Raw genomic sequence first — 17,951 nt, 5'->3', positions numbered from 1 at the left:
CGCCTTGCCATCCCCGTCGATCCCACCTCTAATACTCTTGAGTACCGTCCAAGGGACCAACGACGGCCAGGAGGCGAAATGCGCTGCACCAGTTGCGGTTTCGCGAACCTTGCGGGAGCCAACTTCTGTGAGGCGTGCGGGGCAAGGCTTGGCCGGGCCTGCCCTCAGTGTGGCGAAGAAGCCACTGCAGCCGCGAAGTTCTGCCGCGCTTGCGGCTTTGCGCTGTCCGACACCCCAGCCAGCACCGTTTCCACGCCAGTGCCGCCCCCGCCTGCGGCTACGGCCCCGGTCCTCTACACGCCGCCCCACCTTGCCGGGCGCATCCTGGCCGAGCAGGCGGCGATGGAGGCCAGGGGCGAGACTGCCGGCGAACGCAAGACCATCACCGCGCTGTTTGCCGACATGGCGGGCTCGACCGCGCTGACGCAGGACCTGGACCCCGAAGACACGCGCCGGCTGATCGACCCCGTGGTGACGCTGATGATGGAAGCCGTCCACCACTATGAGGGCTATGTGGCCAAGTTCCTCGGCGACGGCATCCTGGCGCTGTTCGGCGCCCCGATTGCCCACGAGGACCATGCCTTGCGCGCGCTGTACGCGGCGCTGCGCATGCAGGATGCGATGCATCGCCACAGCGACCGGGTGCGGCTGGAGCAAGGCATTCCGCTGCAGATCCGGATCGGCATCCATACCGGCGAAGTCGTGGTGCGCTCGATCCGCAAGGATGACCTGCACACCGACTACGATCCGGTCGGGCACACCATCCATATCGCCTCGCGCATGGAGGGGATTGCCACGCCGGCGTCGATCCTGGTCAGCGAATCGACCCACAAGCTCACCGAAGGCTATTTCGAGTTCACGGCGCTGGGAACCACCCATGTCAAGGGCGTGCGCGACCCGCTCGCGGTTTATGAGGTGGTTGGCCTGGGGGCCTTGCGCACGCGCCTGCAGGTGGCGGCGCACCGTGGCCTGGCCAGGTTTGTCGGGCGCCAGGATGAGCTGGCGCACTTGCACGCGGCGCTGGGGCAGGCCAAGGCGGGGCACGGGCGCATTGTTGCAGTGGTCGGCGAAGCGGGGGTCGGCAAGTCCCGGCTGTTCCATGAATTCAAGGTCAGGTCGCAGCAGGGCTGCCTGGCGCTGGAGACCTTTTCGGTCTCGCACGGCAAGGCTTTTGCCTACCTGCCGCTGATCGAGATGCTGAAGAGCTATTTCCAGATCACGGCGCAGGACGGCGACCGCAGCTGCCGCGAAAAGGTGACCGGCAGGCTGCTGACGCTGGACCGTTCGCTGGAAGAGCACCTGCCCTACCTGCTCTACCTGCTCGGCACAATTGAGCCCGACTCGCCGTTGCCGACCATGGACCCGACCATCCGGCGCCAGCGTACCTTCGACGCCATTGCGCGGCTGCTGGTCCGGGAAAGCCTCAACCAGCCACTGGAAGTCATTTTCGAAGACCTGCAATGGCTGGACGGTGAGACCGAGGCGTTCCTCAATATGCTGATCGACCATGTACCCGGCGCGCCGATCCTGCTGCTGGTGAACTACCGGCCGGAGTACAGCCATCACTGGAATGCGGGCGGGCATTATTCGCAGCTGCAGCTGCAGCCGCTGGGGCAGGCGGAGGCGCAGGAACTGCTGACCGCGCTGCTCGGGGACGACCGCAGCCTGGTGCCGCTGAAGCGGCTGATCCTCGACAAGACCGAAGGCAACCCCTTCTTCATGGAGGAAGTGGTCCAGACCCTGGCCGAGGAAGGCGCGCTGCTCGGCCAGCCCGGCCGCTACCGCATCGAGACCGCGCCGGCCCTGCTCCATATCCCCACCACCGTGCAAGGCGTGCTGGCCGCCCGTATCGATCGGCTGCCGCTGGCCCAGAAGGAGCTGTTGCAGACGCTGGCCGTGATCGGCAAGGAGTTCCCGCTGAGCCTGGTCCTGCGCGTGACCGGCTTGCCGGAAGACCACTTGCATCCGCTGCTGGCCGACCTGCAGGCTGCGGATTTCGTCTACGAACGTCCGGCATTCCCTGAGGTCGAGTACGCCTTCAAGCACGCGCTGACCCAGGAAGTGGCCGGCAGCTCGCTGCTCACCGAGCGGCGCAGCGCGTTGCATGAAAGCTCCGCCCAGGCCATCGAGGCGCTCTTCCATGGCCGGCTCAGGGACTACTGCAGCGAACTGGCGCACCACTACAGCAACAGCGGCAACATCCCGAAGGCGGTCGAGTACCTGCACTGCGCCGGCCAGCAGGCACTGCTGCGCTCGGCGCAGGCCGAAGCGATCCGGCACCTGAGCACCGCCATCGACCTGCTCAAGCGGCAACCCGACAGTGCCGAACGCGCGCGCCAGGAGCTGACGCTGCTGCTTGCGCTCGGGCCCGCGCTGATTGCGGCCCGGGGACAGGCATCGCCCGACGTGGAGGGCAATTACCGGCGGGCGCTGGCCTTGTGCGAGCAAGGCCAGCAGACGCCCTACGTGTTCTCGGCACAACTGGGGCTGTGGGCGTTCTATCAGCTGCGTGCGCAATACCAGGTCTCGCTGCCTTTGGCGAAGCGGCTGCTTGCGCTGGCCATGAAGTCGCAGAAACCCAAGCAGCTGGCGGAGGGCCATCGCGCGATTGGCGCCACGCTGTTCCGCCTTGGCATGCTGGACGCCTCGCGCAAGCATGTGGAGGCGGTGCTCGCCGTGCCGCACCCTGAACAGCCCGCGTACGACTTCCTGACGGGCTACGGGCGCGACCCGGCCGTCCACGCCACCAGTACGCTGGGCTGGATCTTGTGGTACCAGGGGTTGGCGGACCAGGCACTGGCGCGCTGCCAGGAGGCACTGGCCATGGCCCGTGCCCGCCCGGATGCGTACAACCTTGCGCTGTGCCTGGTGTTTGCCGCGGAACAGCATCGATGCCGGCACGAGGCCAGGCTGACACAGGAGTACGCCGAAGCCGCCATCGCCATCTCGGGCGAACAGGGCTTTCCGATCTACCTGGCGTGGGGTACCGTCCTGCAGGGCTGGGCGATGGCGGAGTTGGGCAGTCACCAGGAAGGCGTTGCGCTGACGCGCCAGGGCGTAGCCGCCTATGAGGCCACCGGCGGCAGACTGGGCATGCCGAACCTGCTGGCCCTGGTTGCCGAGGCCTGCGGCAAGGCAGGCCAGACCACTGCCGCGCTGGACGTGCTCACGCAGGCACAAGCGCTGGTGGAAGAGACCGGAGAACGGCTCGATGAGGCAACCGTGTACCGGCTACGCGCCGAGATGCTGCTGCAGCTGTCGGCAGAGCGCCCTGCGCCGCCGGCCGCGCAGGAGGAAGCCGAAGCCTGCTTCCACCGGGCCATCACGGTCGCCCACGAACAACGTGCAAAGCCGTTGGAACTGCAGGCCACCCTGAGCCTGGCCCGGCTGTGGCGGCAACAAGGCAAGGGCGACGCGGCGCGTGAAGCACTGGCCCGGATCCATGGCAGCTTCAGCGAGGGCACCGATACCGCGGACTGGCAGGAGGCCAAGGCGCTGCTCGCAGTGCTGGCCGCCGACCACACCAATACCCCGGAGCGCCCGCACGCATGAGCCCGATATCAGGCCTCCCCCTGCAAGACCGCTTTGTCGCCCTGTGGACACGTGCGGGCGGCACGCGCGCGGCCGACGCCTATACCGATCTCGCCCGTTGCTACGGTGAACCGATGCGGCACTACCACACCCTCGACCATGTCCGCCGCTGCCTGCACGACCTGGACTGGGCGCGCAGCGCGATACCGGATACCGACGAGGTGGAACTGGCGCTCTGGTGCCACGACGTCATCTACGTGCCCGGCGCCACGGACAACGAGCAACGCAGCGCCGAATGGTTGCGCCATTGGTCAGGCGGCACCATCGCCGCCGCCGCGCGCGTGGCCGCCCTTATCCTGCAAACCACGCACGCCGAAGTGCCGGCAAGCCTGGCCGGCCGCTTCACCGCCGATATCGACCTGGCGGCGCTGGGCTCCAGCCGCGCGCGCTTCCAGGAAAATGGCGCGAACCTGCGGGCCGAACGCACCGACCTGGACGACGCCGCCTATGACGCCGCCGAGCGCACCTTCCTGGGTGCGCTGCTGGCCAGCCCACGCATCTACACCACCGACCTGTTCCAGGCGCGCTACGAGGCGCAGGCACGCGCCAACCTGACGTGGCGGCTGGCGCAGCCGGGCCCGCCTACAGGAACTCCCCGCTGATATCGATGCTGGAGCGCCGGCCCACGCTGTCGTAGTGCTGTTCCAGCCACCGGCTCGCTTCTTCCCGGCCCTTGTCGCGCAGCGAGCACAGGAAATCCCAGTCGGCGTTGTACTTGGTGGAGACCCCCAGCGCGGCCATGGTCTGGTCCGAGCGGATCGAGTGGATCCACATCTCCTTCATCTCTGCGCCGTCGACCTTGCCCTGCTGGATCAGCGACGTGACGAAGGCAATGGCACGCATCTCGCGCATCAGCGACGAGTTGAAGCTGACCTCATTGACGCGGTTCAGGATATCCGCGGCCGTGGTCGGCACGCCGTGGCGCACGATCGGGTTGATATGGACGATCACGACATCGTGCGTCTGGCAGTGATAGATCAGCGGAAAGATCGCCGGGTTGCCGACATAGCCGCCATCCCAGTAGTGCTGGCCGTCGATGCTGACCGCCTGGAACAGCGTGGGCACGCAGGCCGAGGCCAGCACGGCGTCGATACTGAGCTCCTCGGGCGGGAAGATGCGTATCCGGCTGGTCTCGATATTGGTCGCACACAGGTACAGCCGGATCGGGCAATGCTCACGCAGTGCCGCAAAGTCGACCTGGCTGCCGAGCACGTCGCGCAGCGGATTGAGGTTGTTGGGATTGAACTGGTACGGCGACAGCAGGCGCAGCGCGATGTCGGCCATCGCATACATCGGGGAATGGTGCAGGCCCAGCGTATGGCTGCTCTTGAACCAGGGCAGCCACCGGAACGGGTTGTAGCGCTGCGCGGAATGCGCGATCGCCTCCCAGAAATCATGCAAGGCCAGGCGTGCGCCGTCACTGCCGCCCTGCAGCAGCCCGTAGGCCAGCACGGTGCCGTTCATGGCCCCGGCGCTGGTGGCGCTGACGCCTTCGATCGCCAGCCTGCCGTCCTCCAGCAGCCGGTCGAGCACGCCCCAGGTAAAGGCGCCATGCATGCCGCCGCCCTGCAGCGCGAGCGCCACGGGCTTGGGTTGTGCGGGCACAGGCTGCATGCGGTCTTCCCTTCAGCGGCGGTGATCCGCCATGCTCAAGTGTAGGGAAGAACTGTGCGTGCAGCGTAGTGCCGGACGCGCGGAGTGGCACACACCACGCATGCCCTGGCCAGGCAGGACCAGGCCGCAAGCTCCGGGACGATGCGCTGGTGCACAAGGCAACTGAGCCAGGCTGCGGCCAGGTACTACAATGGCCGCATAAAAGCAGACCGGCTCTCCTTCGTGCGCCAAATACCTCACTTTCCGGCTCGAAAAGCCATTTCCCGCCCGGCCTCCCTCATCGTGGCCGCCAGCCTTATCCTGGTCTGCATGATCGCGGCGCTTGGCGCGCTCGCCCTGGTGCAAATGCGCAGGGATGCACTGGACAATGCCGGCGAGGCCTCGGCCAACCTGGCGCTGACGCTGGAACGCAGCATCACGCGCAACCTGCAGATCCATGAGCTGGCGATCGGGGGCGTGGTGGAAGCCATGCACGATCCCGCACTGCTGGCGCAACCGCCGGCGCTGCGCCAGCGGCTGCTGTTCGACCGCTCGATCAATGCCGAAGACATGGGTTCGCTGCTGGTCACCGACGCCAACGGCACCCTGGTGTTCGACTCGCACCAGTGGCCGCCGCGCCCGGTCAACGTCTCTGACCGCGACTACTTCCAGGCGCACCGCAGCGGCGATCACAGCGGTTTGTTCCTGAGCCGGCCGTTCCAGCCGCGCCTGACGCCGGAGAACACGTCCATCGGCATCAGCCGGCGGCTTTCCGCGCCGGACGGCAGCTTTGCCGGCATCGTGGTCGGCACCTTGCGCCTGAACTACTTCCGCAAGCTGTTCGATGGCGTAAGCCTTGGCGCGGGCGGCACCCTGACGCTGCTGCGCACGGACGGCACCATCATCATGCGGCGGCCCTATGAAGCGGAATCGATCGGGCGCGACATCTCCGGCAGCCCGTCATTTGCGCCGCTGCTGCAAGGCACGCAAGGTACGTTTATCGGCGTCGCGGCAGTCGACGGGGTCCAGCGGCTCTACAGCTTCAGGCGCATTCCGGGCTTTCCGCTGCTGGTCGTGGTGGGACGCGCCACCCACGACGTGCTGGCACCCTGGTACAAGCGCGCCTGGGTGTTCGGGGCGCTGATCATCGCGCTGGACGCCGCGATCATCGCGCTCTCGGTATTGCTGTCGCGCCAATGGCGGCGCCGCGCCGAGATGGAAGAGCACCTGCGCTGGATGGTCAACACCGATGGCCTGACCGGGCTGGGCAGCCGGCGCGCGCTGGACGATGCCGCCGATGTGGAATGGCGGCGCGCGCGGCGGCACAGCCAGCCGTTGTCGCTGCTGATGCTCGACGTCGACCATTTCAAGGAGTTCAATGACCGCTACGGCCACCAGGCCGGTGACGATGCGCTGGCCGCGGTGGGCGCCTGCATCCAGCGCCATGTGCGGCGGCCGGGCGACTATGCGGGGCGCTATGGCGGCGAAGAATTTGCCATCCTGTTGCCCCACACCAACGCAGCCGGCGCGGCCACCATGGCCGAGACCGTCCGCGCAGCCGTCCAGGCCTTGCAGATTCCGAATGCGGCGGGAGCCGACGGGCAACTGACGGTCAGCGTCGGCGTGGTGACCGACTCCAACAGCGCCGGCAGCCACGAGACCTTCACCGAGTTGCGCGCCTTTCTCCGCGCCGGCGATGAAGCGCTGTATCTGGCCAAGCGCTCCGGGCGCAATTGCGTGGCAACCTTTGGCACGACGACGGCAGTGGCAATGGCGCCTTGAACGCGTGCCGCTGCATCCTCGCTACGGCAGTGCTTACGCCCGCCAGACCTGCAGCAGATCCCACGCCGGCTCCACCCCTTCCGGCTGTGGCAACGCCTGCGCCTCTGTCAGCATCGCGCCGGCCTGCGCCTGCAGCTTGTCCAGGCAGCGCGACAGCACGCGCGCCTCTTCGGCCGTCAGGCAGCCAGCCAGCCGTGTATTGAAGTCCCGGGCCTGCGCGAACGCTGCACGGTAGACGGCTTCGCCTTGCTCGGTCAGCGTGAAGGCTGCGGCGCGCCGGTCCTGGGTACGCGTTTCGCGGCGGACCAGGCCGCGTTCCACCAGGGCGTGGACGGCGCGGCTGGCCAGCACCTTGTCCAGGCCGGCGCTTTCGGCCAGTTCGGTCAGCCGGGTGCCGGGCTGCTCGCCAAGAAAGGAAATCATGCGCCATTCGCGCCGCGTGACGCCCGCCCTGGCGCGCAGGTGCAGCGCCGCGGCGCCCAGCGCGACGCGGTTCAGGTGGTAGACCCGGTAATTGATGAAATCAGCCAGCCGCTGCGGCCGCTGCAGGCGGTTGCCGCTGTTGTCGTGTGCCATGCCACACCTGCCAATTAGTTGACTTTGTCAATTATATCGACGGATGTTAGCTTGCATCGACGCCGCTTGCCGGCGGACAACAAACTGGAGACATCGTGAGCCCTCGCACCTTCCTTCCCCGATTCGCCGCGTGCCTGCTGGCCGTTGCCGCTGCATGGTCCGCGCCCGCCAGCGCGCAGCCGGACCGTCCGCTGCGCATCCTGGTGGGCTACCCGGCCGGCGGCACCGCCGACCTCGCCGCACGCCTGGTCGGCGACAAGCTGCGCGAGACCCTGAACCAGACCGTGGTCATCGAGAACAAGCCCGGCGCCGGCGGCCGGCTGGTGATGGACTACGCGCGCACGCAGCCGGCCGACGGCAATACCCTGGTGGTGGCCAACTCGGCGGTCATGACCATTGCGCCGCTGGTCTACCGCAAGCTCAACTACGATATCCAGCGCGATTTCACGCCGGTGGCGCAGGCCGCCAACTTCCAGCTGGCGCTCGCCACCGGGCCGGCCAGCCCGGCACGCACGCTGAAGGACTATGTGACATGGCTCAAGGCCGGTCCGCAGAACAACTCCTACGCCTCGCCGGCGCTGGGCAGCATCCCGCATTTCTTCGGGCTGATGATCGGCAAGCAGGTTGGCATCGACATGCTGCACGTCCCCTTCAACGGCTCGGCGCCGCTGATGAGCGCACTGGTCGGCGGGCAGGTGCCGGCTTCGGTCGATACCCTGGCTGACCTGACCGAAATGCACCGCGCCGGCAAGATCCGCGTGCTGGCGACTTCAGGCACCCACCGCTCGGTGGCGCTGCCGGATGTGCCGACCTTCACCGAACTTGGCTACAAGGACATCGAAGGTGAAGGCCGTTACGGCCTGCTGGCACCCGCGGGTACGCCGCGCCCGGTGCTCGACAAGCTCAACGCCGCCATCGTCAAGGCCGTGCAGTCGCCGGACGTGCGCGAGAAGTTCCTCAAGCTGGGCCTGGAACCCGCAACCGGCCCGGCCGACGCCTTTGCCGGCGTGCTCAAGGCTGACGCCAGCAAATGGGCACCGGTGGTCAAGGCGTCCGGCTATACCGGCGACTGAAGCGCGACAAAGCGACCATGACGATCCGCAATACCCTCTTCATCATGTGCGACCAGCTGCGGCGCGACCACCTGGGTTGCTACGGGCATCCGGCGCTGCGCACGCGCAATATCGACGCGCTGGCCGCGCGCGGCGTGCGCTTCGACCGTGCCTTCGTCACTTCCGGGGTCTGCGGCCCCAGCCGCATGAGCTTTTATACCGGCCGCTATGTCAGCAGCCACGGCGCCACCTGGAACCGCGTGCCGCTGTCGGTCGGCGAAGTCACGCTGGGCGAATACCTGAAGGACAGCGGCCGCGCGCTGGCGCTGGCGGGCAAGACCCATGTGATGCCCGACAACGCCAACCTGAAGCGGCTGCACCTGGATGGCGGCACTGAGCTGGAAACGCTGCTGCGCAGCGGCCACTTCACCGAGGTCGACCGCCATGACGGTCACCACGCCGAGCCGCACAGCGCCTACGCTGACTGGCTGCGCCGGCAAGGCTACGACAGCGCGGATCCGTGGACCGACTACGTGATCAGCGCCGAGAACGAACGCGGCGAGATCGTCTCCGGCTGGCACATGCGCAACGCCGGCCTGCCCGCGCGCGTGGCCGAGCCGCATTCCGAGACCGCGTACACGGTGGACCAGGCGATCCAGTACATCGCCACGCGCGGCGATGATCCGTGGGTGCTGCACCTGTCGCTGGTCAAGCCGCACTGGCCCTACCTGGCGCCCGCGCCCTACCACGCCGCGTATTCGCTCGACGACTGCCTGCCGCTGCAGCGCCACGACGCTGAGCTGGAAGACCCGCACCCGGTGCTGTCGGCCTACCGCACGCAGGAAGAATGCGCCAACTTCATGCGCCAGGAAGTCTCGGACACGGTGCGCCCCGCCTACCAGGGCCTGATCCAGCAGATCGACGACCGGCTCGGCCAGCTATGGGGACAACTCGAACGCCTGGGCCGCTGGCAGGACACGCTGATCGTCTTCACCGCCGACCACGGCGATTTCCTGGGCGACCACTGGCTGGGCGAGAAGGAGCAGTTCTACGACACCGTGCAGAACATCCCGCTGATCGTCTACGATCCCTCGCCGCAGGCGGATGCCACGCGCGGCACCGCGCAGGCCAGCATGGTCAGCGCGGTCGACGTCGTGCCGACGGTGCTGGACGCACTGGGCCTGCCGCCGGCCAGCCACCGCATCGAGGGCCGCTCGTTGCTGGACCTGACGCGCGCTGGTGAGCGCGCCGACGCCGGTAGCTGGCGCGATTTCGTCGTATCCGAGCTCGACTACGCCTATCGCGGCGCACGCGTGGCGCTGGGCCGCCATCCCGGCGAGTGCCGCGCCTGGATGGTGCGCGACGCGCGCTGGAAATATGTGCACTGGCAAGGGTTCCGGCCACAGCTGTTCGACCTGCAGAACGATCCGCAGGAGTACTTCGACCTGGGCAGCGACCCCGGCCACGAAGCCGTGCGCAGCGCCATGCGCTTGCGGCTGCTGGAGTGGTTCTGCACGCTCAAACCGCGCGTGACGGTGACCAACGAAGAGGTAGCGGCCAAGACCAATGTGTACAAGCAGGCCGGCGTGTTCTTTGGCGTGTGGTGACTACGCCCGGATGGCGTATCCTTTGAAGCGAGGGATGGGGGGGCCGGTGTTCGGACCGGCAACCGGAGCGATCATGAAACACACCTGGATCCTTGTGGCGGACGAATCCCTCGCCCGCATCTTTGCCTCGCACGCTTCAACCGCGCCAATGGCGCTGGTTGAGGAAATCACCGACGCGGCGGCGCATGGCGACCGCGCCGGCCTGCGCCGCGACGCCTACGGCCGGCGCGGCCACGCCGTACAGGGCGACGCCGGGCATCCCGGTGCCCACCAGGCCGGGCCGTCCAGCGTCACATCCTCGGCCGGCGAGGATGAACTGCACCAGGAAGCGCAGCTGTTTGCCCGCCGCGTGGCGGACTATCTTGCCGATGCGCGCAACCAGCAGCGCTTTGACTCTCTGGCGCTGATCGCGGCGCCGCGTTTCCTCGGCCTGCTGCGCAAAGCCCTTCCCGCCCGCGTCACGGACGTCATCACGAAGGAAATTGGCAAGGACTTCACCCACGTGGCCAACAACGACCTGCAACAACGGCTGGCCGACGAAGACATCATTCCCGCGCGCCGCGACGCGCGCGTCATTACCGGCCGGGACCGGTAGTGAAGCCACCCAGCCGCCGGTGCCAGCCACTGGCGGCTGCGTCGCCCTATCGCGTCAGTGTCCACTTGTAGGCATAGCGGTCCGGACGGAACAGCAGTTCGCCGCAGAACAACGGTGTGTCCTCGATGTCATGCGGTGTGCTGCGCAGGCGCAGCAGCGGTTCGCCCACGGCAACACCGAGCCGGCGCGCCACGTCCGCGGGCGCGGCAACGGCGGTGGCTTCCATCGCCACTTCCTTGAACCGGTATCCCAGCCGGCTTTCAAACAGCGACATGGCGTCGTTGGTTTCCAGGTCCTCCTGCACCAGGCGGCGCATCAGCGGCTCAGGACCCATCAGGGTGAAATGCGCGACGGCCGCGTCGTCCCAGTACCGCACGGTGGCCACGCTCAGCACCTTCTCGCCAGGCTGCAGACGCAGCGCCGCCGCCACATGGGCCGGCGCGCGCACCAGGCGTACCGACGCCAGCTTGCCGTAGGCAAGCTGGCCACGGGCGCGTCCGGTTTCATAGAAGCCGGTCAGCGCGCCAAGGCTGGGCGTGTCTGAGGGACGGGTCACGAAACTGCCCTTGCCGTTGACCTTCTCGATCAGACCGGCGTTGTGCAGCCCGGACAGGGCCTGGCGCACGGTGATCCGGCTGACCGCGAATTCCGTCACCAGCTCGGCCTCGGAAGGCAGCTTGGCGCCGGGCGCCCATGTGTTGCTGGCAATCCGCTGGCGAATCTCGTTTTCGATCTCTTTGAATCTGGGCAGCGCCACGTGTGTTCCGCCCGGGGCGGCTCCGAATGCTGGGTGGAACGGATTATACCTATCATGACAGGTCGTGGCATAAACCTATTGACCTGTCATAACAGGTAATGGCAGTATCGCCCATCGGCAGCTGCGTGCGCCCGCGGGAAAGCACCACCATAAAGCCGTTCAGGAGACACAGAGATTGAAACCCAACCCATTGCAAGGCTCCGCCAGCCCGGCGGCTGAATTCGACTACATCGTGATCGGCGCCGGGTCAGCCGGGTGCGCCGTAGTTGGGCGCCTGGCCGAGGACACGGACGCAACGGTGGCGCTGATCGAGGCGGGGCCGCATGACCATCACTTTTCGATCTGGGCGCCGGTGGGCATTGCGGCAGTCGTCCCCAAGGCCGGGCCGCGCAACTACGCCTACTACACCGAACCGCAACCGGGCCTGAACGGCCGCCGCTCCTATCAGCCGCGCGGGCGCGGCCTGGGCGGCAGTTCCTCGATCAACGGCATGGTCTATATCCGCGGCCATCGGCGCGACTACGACGACTGGGCCGCGCTGGGTTGCCGGGGCTGGGGCTTCGACGACGTCCTGCCCTACTTCCGCCGCAGCGAGCGCAATCCCCGCCTGGCCGGCCAGGCGCATCCGCTGCACGGCAACGACGGGCCGCTGCACGTGAGCGACCTGCGCTCGCCCAATCCGTTTGCGCAGCGCTTTGTCCAGGCAGCGATCCAGGCCGGCCTGCCTCAAAACGACGACTTCAATGGCCACAGCCAGGAAGGCGTCGGCCTGTATCAGGTGACGCAGCGCAACGGCGAACGCTGGAACGCGGCGCGGGCCTACCTGCACAGCGGCAATGCGGCGGACACGGCGCTGAATGGCGGCCGTCGCGGCCTGGCGGTGCTGACCGATACGCAAGCGCTGCGGATCGTGTTCGAAGGCAAGCGCGCTGTCGGCGTGGAAGTCGTGCGCGGTGGGGCGGTGCAGGTCCTGCGCGCACGGCGCGAGATCGTGGTCAGCAGCGGCACCTTCAACTCGCCGCAGTTGCTGCTGGCGTCCGGCATCGGCCCGGCCGCGCAACTGCGCAGCTTCGGCATCGATGTGGTCCATGACCTCCCGGGCGTGGGCGAGAACCTGCAGGACCACCTCGACATCATCGTCAACAAACAGCTGCAAACGACCGAGCTGTTCGGCAAGACCGGCCGCGGCATGCTGCGGCTGGCGCGCGAGGTGATGCGCTACCAGCGCACCCGCACCGGCATGGTGTCGTCGAATATCGCCGAGGCCGGTGCCTTCCTGCGCAGCCGCCCCGAGCTGGACATCCCGGATGTGCAGCTGCACTTTGCCGTGGCGCTGCTCGGCAACCGCAACCTGGGCAAGCTTGGCCACGGCTACTCCTGCCACGCCTGCGTGCTGCGCCCGAAGAGCCGTGGCCATGTGCGCCTGCGCAGCGCCGACATGCGCGAGACGCCGGTGATCGACCCGCGCTTCCTGTCGGCCGAGGAAGACATGGCCGGCATGGTCGAAGGCGTGCGGGCAATCCGCCGCATCTTTGCGCAGCCCGCGCTGGCGCAGCACGGCGGGCGCGAAGTCCTGACCGACGCTTTCGGCCCCGACAGCAGCAATGAAGCCGCCATCCGCGACTTCGTGCGCGCGCACGCGGACACGGTCTACCACCCGGTCGGCACCTGCAAGATGGGCGTCGACAACATGGCGGTAGTCGACCCGGAACTGCGCGTGCATGGCGTGGAGGGCCTGCGCGTCGCTGACGCATCAATCATGCCGACGCTGATCGGCGGCAATACCAACGCCCCCGCCATCATGATCGGCGAAAAGGCTGCGGACCTGATCAAGGCCTCGCACCGCTGAGCCGGCTACCCCCCTGCATTGGCAACACAACACCGAGGAGACACCCCATGCAAGCCACTGCCGCAACCACCATCAGCCCGGAAGCCTACCGCGCGCTGGACAATGAAGCCTTTCCCTTTACCGTGCGCCGCTTCACGCCGACGATCGGCGCCGAAGTCGAAGGTATCGATTTCCGCGAGCCGCTGGACGACGACACCTACCTGTCGCTGCGCCGCGCGCTGCTGAAGTACAAGGTGCTGTTCTTCCGCAAGCAGGCGATCACCCCGGCTCAGCATGTGGCCGTGGCGCGCCGTTTTGGTGAACTGGAAGTCCACCCGATGTTCACCAACCATCCGGAGCACCCGGAACTGGTGGTATTCGGCCGCGACGGCAAGACACGCGGTCGAGAGAACCTGTATCACTCCGACGTCTCCTGGCGCGAGATCCCCTCCATGGGCTCGATGTTGCGCTGCGTGGAGTGTCCGGAGTTCGGCGGCGACACCATCTGGGTCAACATGGTTGCGGCCTATGAAAATTTGCCTGACGACGTCAAGGCACGCATCGCCAACCTCAAGGCCGTGCACGACGCGATCCCGACGTTCGGCTCCCAGCTCGATGAAGCCCGCTACGCGGAAATGCGCGCCAAGTATCCCCCGCAGGTGCATCCGGTGGTGCGCACGCACCCCGAGACCGGCGAGAAGATCCTCTTCGTCAATGAGGCCTTCACCATGCATATCGTCAACTTCTACAAGGACCTGCCATTCCGCTTCGGCTCCGACTTCCGCCCCGCCGAGATGGACCTGATGCAGTACCTCTACCGCCAGGCCGCCGCGCCGGAGTACCAGGTGCGCCTGCGCTGGCAGCCGGACACCATCGCGCTCTGGGACAACCGCTCCACGCAACATTACGCGGTGCAGGACTACTTCCCGGCCGTGCGCCACATGAACCGCGCCACCATCATCGGCGACCGTCCGGTCTGACCGTCCCCACCCACAGACATCCGAGGCAACCGGCATGAACATCGTCGACAAGTTCTATATCAACGGCAAGTGGGTGCAGCCCGCAGCGGGCGCGACCCAGGCCGACATCATCGACCCGGCTACCGAAGCGGTCGCGGGCAAGCTCGCGATGGGCACCGCGGCAGACGTGGACCAGGCCGTGGCCGCGGCGCGCGCAGCCTTCCCGGCCTGGTCGGTGTCCACGCGTGAAACGCGTATCGCCCTGCTTGAGCGCATCATCGCCGCCTACCAGGCGCGCATGGGCGACCTGGCGCAGGCGGTGCGCCAGGAGATCGGCGCACCGATCACGCTGGCCACCAACCTGCAGGCCGCGATCGGCCTGGCACAGCTGCAGGCAACGCTGCAGGCGCTGCGCGACTTCGAGTTCGAAACCACGCGCGGCAAGAGCTGCATCCTGCGCGAGGCCATCGGCGTGGCGGCGCTGATCACGCCGTGGAACTGGCCGCTGAACCAGATCGCGGCCAAGGTGGCGCCGGCGCTGGCGGCGGGCTGCACCGTGGTGCTCAAGCCATCCGAGATCGCGCCGCTGGACGCCCGCATCTTCGCCGAGATCATGGATGCCGCGGATACGCCGCCGGGTGTCTTCAACATGATCTATGGCGAGGGCCGCGCGGTGGGCGCCGCGCTGTCGTCGCATCGCGAGGTCGACATGGTGTCCATCACCGGCTCGACCCGCGCCGGCGTGGAAGTGGCCATCAGCGCCGCGCCCACGGTCAAGCGCGTGGCGCAAGAGCTGGGCGGCAAGTCGCCGATGATCATCCTGGAGGATGCCGACCTGCAGGCAGCGGTGACCAGCGGCGTGGCGCAGTGCATGGTCAACACCGGACAGACCTGCATCGCGCCGACGCGCATGCTGGTGCCGCGCTCGCGCTATGAGCAGGCCGTGCAGATCGCCGCCGCCGTCGCCAACGCGGTGAAGGTGGGTGACCCGTCCGACCCCGAAACCAAGATGGGCCCGATCTCCAACCGCGGCCAGTACGACAAGGTGCAGCGCCTGATCGGGGTGGGCATCGAGGAAGGCGCGCGCGTGGCCGCAGGCGGCCCCGGCCGCCCCGACGGGCTGGAACGCGGCTTCTATGCGCGCCCGACCATCTTCGCCGACGTGCGCAATGACATGACCATCGCGCGCGAAGAGATCTTCGGGCCGGTGATGTGCCTGCTGCCGTACGACACCGAAGAAGAGGCCGTGGCCATCGCCAATGACACCGAGTTCGGCCTGGCCGCCTACATCGCCTCGTCCGACCCGGCGCGCACGCGCAAGCTGGCCGCCCGCCTGCGCGCCGGCAGCGTGCGCATCAACGGCGCGATGATGGACATCACCGCACCGTTCGGCGGCTACAAGACGTCCGGCAACGGGCGCGAATACGGCCCCGAAGGCATTGCCGAGTTCCTTGAAACCAAGACGGTGACGGGCTGAGCCTGCGCGCTCCCGCCTGCAGTCACCGGACCGCCCGGTCGTGCAGCGCCATGCTGCCGGCCGGGCGGTGTCACTTGTAAGGCGCCTCGCTGCCGCGCTTGTCTGACATGCGCAGGCGGCGGCGTCCGACAGCCGCCGCCTGCCGGCCAGCTATCTTCATAGCAGCGCCAGGCCTTTTGCCACGGCGCCCGGCTATGTCGACCATCCCCGATTCCGCGGCTCCTTCGCTGCCCCCTGCCCCGCCCGTTCCGTTGCCCGCCAACGGTGGCCCGCATGCTGGCGCCGACGCGCCTGGCACCGTGGCAGAAATGCCTGGCACTGTCGTGCCTGCCGACGCCGTCACCGCCTCGCTGCACCGTGCCAGCATGGCGCTGGTGGTGCTGGCCACGCTCTTTTCCCTGTACGCCGTGCATATCGCACGCGACTTTCTCATTCCGGTGGTGCTCGCGATTGTTCTGGCCTACCTGCTGGATCCGCTGGTCTGCGCGTTGCAGCGGCTGGGCCTGCCGCGCGCGCTGGCAGGCACCGTGGTGCTGCTGGCCGTGCTGAGCGCCCTGCTCAGCGGCGCCTACCTGCTGCAGGGGCAGGTGGAATCGATCGTCAACAGCCTGCCCGAGACGGCCAGCAAGCTGTCGCGCTCGGTGGGCGCGCTGATGAGCGGCGACGATTCCATGTGGCAGAAGGTACGCCGCGCCGCCACCGTCCTCAGCGGCACCGGCCAGCCCCCGCCCGCGCGCGGCACGCAGGTGGTGGTGGAGCAATCGCCCGCCCAGATCCACAACATGCTGCTGGCCGGCTCGGTCAGCATCTTCACCATGGCCGGACAGGCGGTGGTGGTGGTCTTCCTGCTGTACTTCCTGCTGCTGGCCGGCGATACCTTCAAGCGCAAGTTCATCAAGATGGTCGGGACCACAATTTCCGAGAAGAAGATCAGCGTGCACATGCTGGACGAGGTCAACCGCTCCATCCGCCGCTATATGGGCATGCTGCTGGTGACCAATGCGGCCCTGGGCGCCTGTACCTGGCTGCTGCTGAAGTGGCTGGGCGTGCACAACGCGGGCAGCTGGGCGATTGCGGCTGCGGCGCTGCACCTGGTGCCCTACTTCGGCGCCATGGCGATCGCGGTCTGCCTGGGGGTGGTGACCTTCATGCAGTTCGGCACGTTCGGCTTGGCGGCCGCGGCTACAGTCGGATCGCTGCTGATCGCCACGCTGATCGGGTCGGTCATCACCACCTGGATGACCGGCCGCATGGCGCGCATGAACGCGGTGGCCGTATTTGTTGCACTGCTCCTGTTCACCTGGCTCTGGGGCGTATGGGGCATGCTGCTCGCCATCCCGCTGATCACCATCGCCAAGGTGGTTGCCGATCACATTGAAGGACTCGAAGTGGTGGCAGAGTTCCTTGGCGAATAGCCGCTGCGCCACCGCCCAACGGCACTATCGTTCCGCCGCTATACTGGAAAAGCGAATGCTGCACCACAGCATTTTTGCTACGCCGGGGATCGTGCGGAGGAAAACAATGATGTCTTTATGCGACCTGTGCGAGTCGCAGCTGGACCGGCCTGGCCACGTGCCGCCGCATCCCAGGCTGGTGATGTCGGCGACCTTGCGCACCGCCAGCGGCCAGAATGCGTTTGTGTACCGTTGCGGGCACTGCGGCCAGACACTGCTGCTGGCCTCGCCCGATGGCGAGGCGCCCGACCGCTGGACCCGGCTGGATGCCGACGGATGGGACTGAGCGGGATGGCCCGCCGGCTGACTTGCGCTTGCGCAAATCGACGGCTTGCGTGTGTGGGCATAATCCTTCCAGCAGTTTCCCAACCGCAAGCCATGGCCAAGAAATTTCCCCTGCATCCCCGCCACCCCGAGCGCATCTGCTGGGGCTGTGACAAGTACTGCTCCGTAGACGACATGGGCTGCGGCAACGGCTCCAGCCGCACGCAGCACCCCATTGAACTGCTCGGCGACGACTGGCTGGAGTGCGGCGACTGGGGTATCGAGGCACCGTCCGCGGCCTCACCTGCCGCCCCGCCCAAGACCTCCTAGTGTCCTGAGTCAGAAATTCGTAGACAAAATCGCTCGATGCTGGCGAGGATGTCATCGGCTGACTTCGACCATGCGAAGGGCTTGGG

At 67.3% G+C, this 17,951-nt stretch carries 15 protein-coding genes; 12 read left to right on the top strand and 3 right to left on the bottom strand.

Features of this window, described 5'->3' with window-relative positions:
- Nucleotides 1-78 precede the first annotated feature (78 nt).
- Both ACW4E8_RS20305 and ACW4E8_RS20300 read left to right on the top strand, forming a co-directional pair.
- Nucleotides 79-3,552 (top strand): adenylate/guanylate cyclase domain-containing protein, encoded by a 3,474-nt coding sequence (locus ACW4E8_RS20305; protein WP_456806172.1) that lies wholly within the window; start codon nt 79-81, stop codon nt 3,550-3,552.
- Nucleotides 3,549-4,193 (top strand): HD domain-containing protein, encoded by a 645-nt coding sequence (locus tag ACW4E8_RS20300; protein WP_456806171.1) that lies wholly within the window; start codon nt 3,549-3,551, stop codon nt 4,191-4,193. Before ACW4E8_RS20305 ends, ACW4E8_RS20300 begins: the two co-directional genes overlap by 4 nt.
- Here the strand turns inward: ACW4E8_RS20300 and ACW4E8_RS20295 are convergent.
- A complete protein-coding gene (locus tag ACW4E8_RS20295; RefSeq protein ID WP_456806170.1) occupies nt 4,174-5,205 on the bottom strand; it encodes a patatin-like phospholipase family protein in 1,032 nt (343 codons plus the stop codon). The genes ACW4E8_RS20300 and ACW4E8_RS20295 overlap by 20 nt on opposite strands.
- Before the next feature lie 141 nt (nt 5,206-5,346).
- Between ACW4E8_RS20295 and ACW4E8_RS20290 the strand changes: the two genes are divergently transcribed.
- Nucleotides 5,347-6,966 (top strand): diguanylate cyclase, encoded by a 1,620-nt coding sequence (locus tag ACW4E8_RS20290; protein ID WP_456806303.1) that lies wholly within the window; start codon nt 5,347-5,349, stop codon nt 6,964-6,966.
- A gap of 33 nt (nt 6,967-6,999) precedes the next feature.
- On the opposite strand, the gene ACW4E8_RS20285 is transcribed toward ACW4E8_RS20290, so the two are convergent.
- Nucleotides 7,000-7,542: a MarR family winged helix-turn-helix transcriptional regulator gene (locus ACW4E8_RS20285; protein ID WP_456806169.1), complete on the bottom strand. Its 543-nt coding sequence runs from the start codon at nt 7,540-7,542 to the stop codon at nt 7,000-7,002.
- A gap of 95 nt (nt 7,543-7,637) precedes the next feature.
- Here ACW4E8_RS20285 and ACW4E8_RS20280 point away from each other — a divergent pair, with 95 nt between their 5' ends.
- From ACW4E8_RS20280 to ACW4E8_RS20270, 3 genes are all read left to right on the top strand, one after another.
- Nucleotides 7,638-8,615, top strand: a complete 978-nt coding sequence (locus ACW4E8_RS20280; protein ID WP_456806168.1) for a Bug family tripartite tricarboxylate transporter substrate binding protein — start codon at nt 7,638-7,640, stop codon at nt 8,613-8,615.
- A gap of 17 nt (nt 8,616-8,632) precedes the next feature.
- Complete coding sequence (locus ACW4E8_RS20275) at nt 8,633-10,201, top strand: sulfatase-like hydrolase/transferase (RefSeq protein ID WP_456806167.1); 1,569 nt, start codon at nt 8,633-8,635, stop codon at nt 10,199-10,201.
- A 73-nt stretch (nt 10,202-10,274) separates the two neighbouring features.
- Nucleotides 10,275-10,796 carry a host attachment protein gene (locus tag ACW4E8_RS20270; protein ID WP_456806166.1) on the top strand — a complete coding sequence of 174 codons (522 nt, stop codon included), beginning with the start codon at nt 10,275-10,277 and terminating at the stop codon, nt 10,794-10,796.
- A gap of 46 nt (nt 10,797-10,842) precedes the next feature.
- On the opposite strand, the gene ACW4E8_RS20265 is transcribed toward ACW4E8_RS20270, so the two are convergent.
- Nucleotides 10,843-11,553: a GntR family transcriptional regulator gene (locus ACW4E8_RS20265; RefSeq protein WP_456806165.1), complete on the bottom strand. Its 711-nt coding sequence runs from the start codon at nt 11,551-11,553 to the stop codon at nt 10,843-10,845.
- 175 nt (nt 11,554-11,728) lie between these two features.
- Between ACW4E8_RS20265 and ACW4E8_RS20260 the strand changes: the two genes are divergently transcribed.
- The 6 genes from ACW4E8_RS20260 to ACW4E8_RS20235 all read left to right on the top strand — a co-directional run bounded on the left by ACW4E8_RS20260 (nt 11,729) and on the right by ACW4E8_RS20235 (nt 17,865).
- On the top strand, nt 11,729-13,402 hold the full coding sequence (locus ACW4E8_RS20260) for a GMC family oxidoreductase (RefSeq protein ID WP_456806164.1): 1,674 nt from the start codon (nt 11,729-11,731) through the stop codon (nt 13,400-13,402).
- Between the two features lie 47 nt (nt 13,403-13,449).
- Entirely contained in the window at nt 13,450-14,361 is a 912-nt protein-coding gene (locus ACW4E8_RS20255) for a TauD/TfdA dioxygenase family protein (protein WP_456806163.1), read from the top strand.
- A gap of 34 nt (nt 14,362-14,395) precedes the next feature.
- On the top strand, nt 14,396-15,817 hold the full coding sequence (locus ACW4E8_RS20250; protein ID WP_456806162.1) for an aldehyde dehydrogenase family protein: 1,422 nt from the start codon (nt 14,396-14,398) through the stop codon (nt 15,815-15,817).
- A gap of 194 nt (nt 15,818-16,011) precedes the next feature.
- A complete protein-coding gene (locus tag ACW4E8_RS20245; protein WP_456806161.1) occupies nt 16,012-17,232 on the top strand; it encodes an AI-2E family transporter in 1,221 nt (406 codons plus the stop codon).
- A 109-nt stretch (nt 17,233-17,341) separates the two neighbouring features.
- Nucleotides 17,342-17,557, top strand: a complete 216-nt coding sequence (locus tag ACW4E8_RS20240; RefSeq protein WP_114130904.1) for a hypothetical protein — start codon at nt 17,342-17,344, stop codon at nt 17,555-17,557.
- Nucleotides 17,558-17,649: 92 nt separating this feature from the next.
- On the top strand, nt 17,650-17,865 hold the full coding sequence (locus tag ACW4E8_RS20235) for a DUF3079 domain-containing protein (protein WP_456806160.1): 216 nt from the start codon (nt 17,650-17,652) through the stop codon (nt 17,863-17,865).
- The last annotated feature ends 86 nt before the right edge of the window (nt 17,866-17,951 follow it).

The organism is Cupriavidus sp. CP313, from assembly GCF_054072015.1.
This window is presented reverse-complemented; position numbering and strand designations above follow the sequence as displayed.

What these genes read in the sequence shown, in the direction of transcription:
- ACW4E8_RS20240 (WP_114130904.1), top strand. Translation starts at nt 17,342, where the DNA reads ATGTCTTTATGCGACCTGTGCGAGTCGCAGCTGGACCGGCCTGGCCAC.
- ACW4E8_RS20255 (WP_456806163.1), top strand. Translation starts at nt 13,450, where the DNA reads ATGCAAGCCACTGCCGCAACCACCATCAGCCCGGAAGCCTACCGCGCG.
- ACW4E8_RS20300 (WP_456806171.1), top strand. Translation starts at nt 3,549, where the DNA reads ATGAGCCCGATATCAGGCCTCCCCCTGCAAGACCGCTTTGTCGCCCTG.
- ACW4E8_RS20290 (WP_456806303.1), top strand. Translation starts at nt 5,347, where the DNA reads ATGCGCTGGTGCACAAGGCAACTGAGCCAGGCTGCGGCCAGGTACTAC.
- ACW4E8_RS20285 (WP_456806169.1), bottom strand. Translation starts at nt 7,542, where the DNA reads ATGGCACACGACAACAGCGGCAACCGCCTGCAGCGGCCGCAGCGGCTG.
- ACW4E8_RS20250 (WP_456806162.1), top strand. Translation starts at nt 14,396, where the DNA reads ATGAACATCGTCGACAAGTTCTATATCAACGGCAAGTGGGTGCAGCCC.
- ACW4E8_RS20245 (WP_456806161.1), top strand. Translation starts at nt 16,012, where the DNA reads ATGTCGACCATCCCCGATTCCGCGGCTCCTTCGCTGCCCCCTGCCCCG.
- ACW4E8_RS20275 (WP_456806167.1), top strand. Translation starts at nt 8,633, where the DNA reads ATGACGATCCGCAATACCCTCTTCATCATGTGCGACCAGCTGCGGCGC.
- ACW4E8_RS20295 (WP_456806170.1), bottom strand. Translation starts at nt 5,205, where the DNA reads ATGCAGCCTGTGCCCGCACAACCCAAGCCCGTGGCGCTCGCGCTGCAG.
- ACW4E8_RS20305 (WP_456806172.1), top strand. Translation starts at nt 79, where the DNA reads ATGCGCTGCACCAGTTGCGGTTTCGCGAACCTTGCGGGAGCCAACTTC.
- ACW4E8_RS20270 (WP_456806166.1), top strand. Translation starts at nt 10,275, where the DNA reads ATGAAACACACCTGGATCCTTGTGGCGGACGAATCCCTCGCCCGCATC.
- ACW4E8_RS20235 (WP_456806160.1), top strand. Translation starts at nt 17,650, where the DNA reads ATGGCCAAGAAATTTCCCCTGCATCCCCGCCACCCCGAGCGCATCTGC.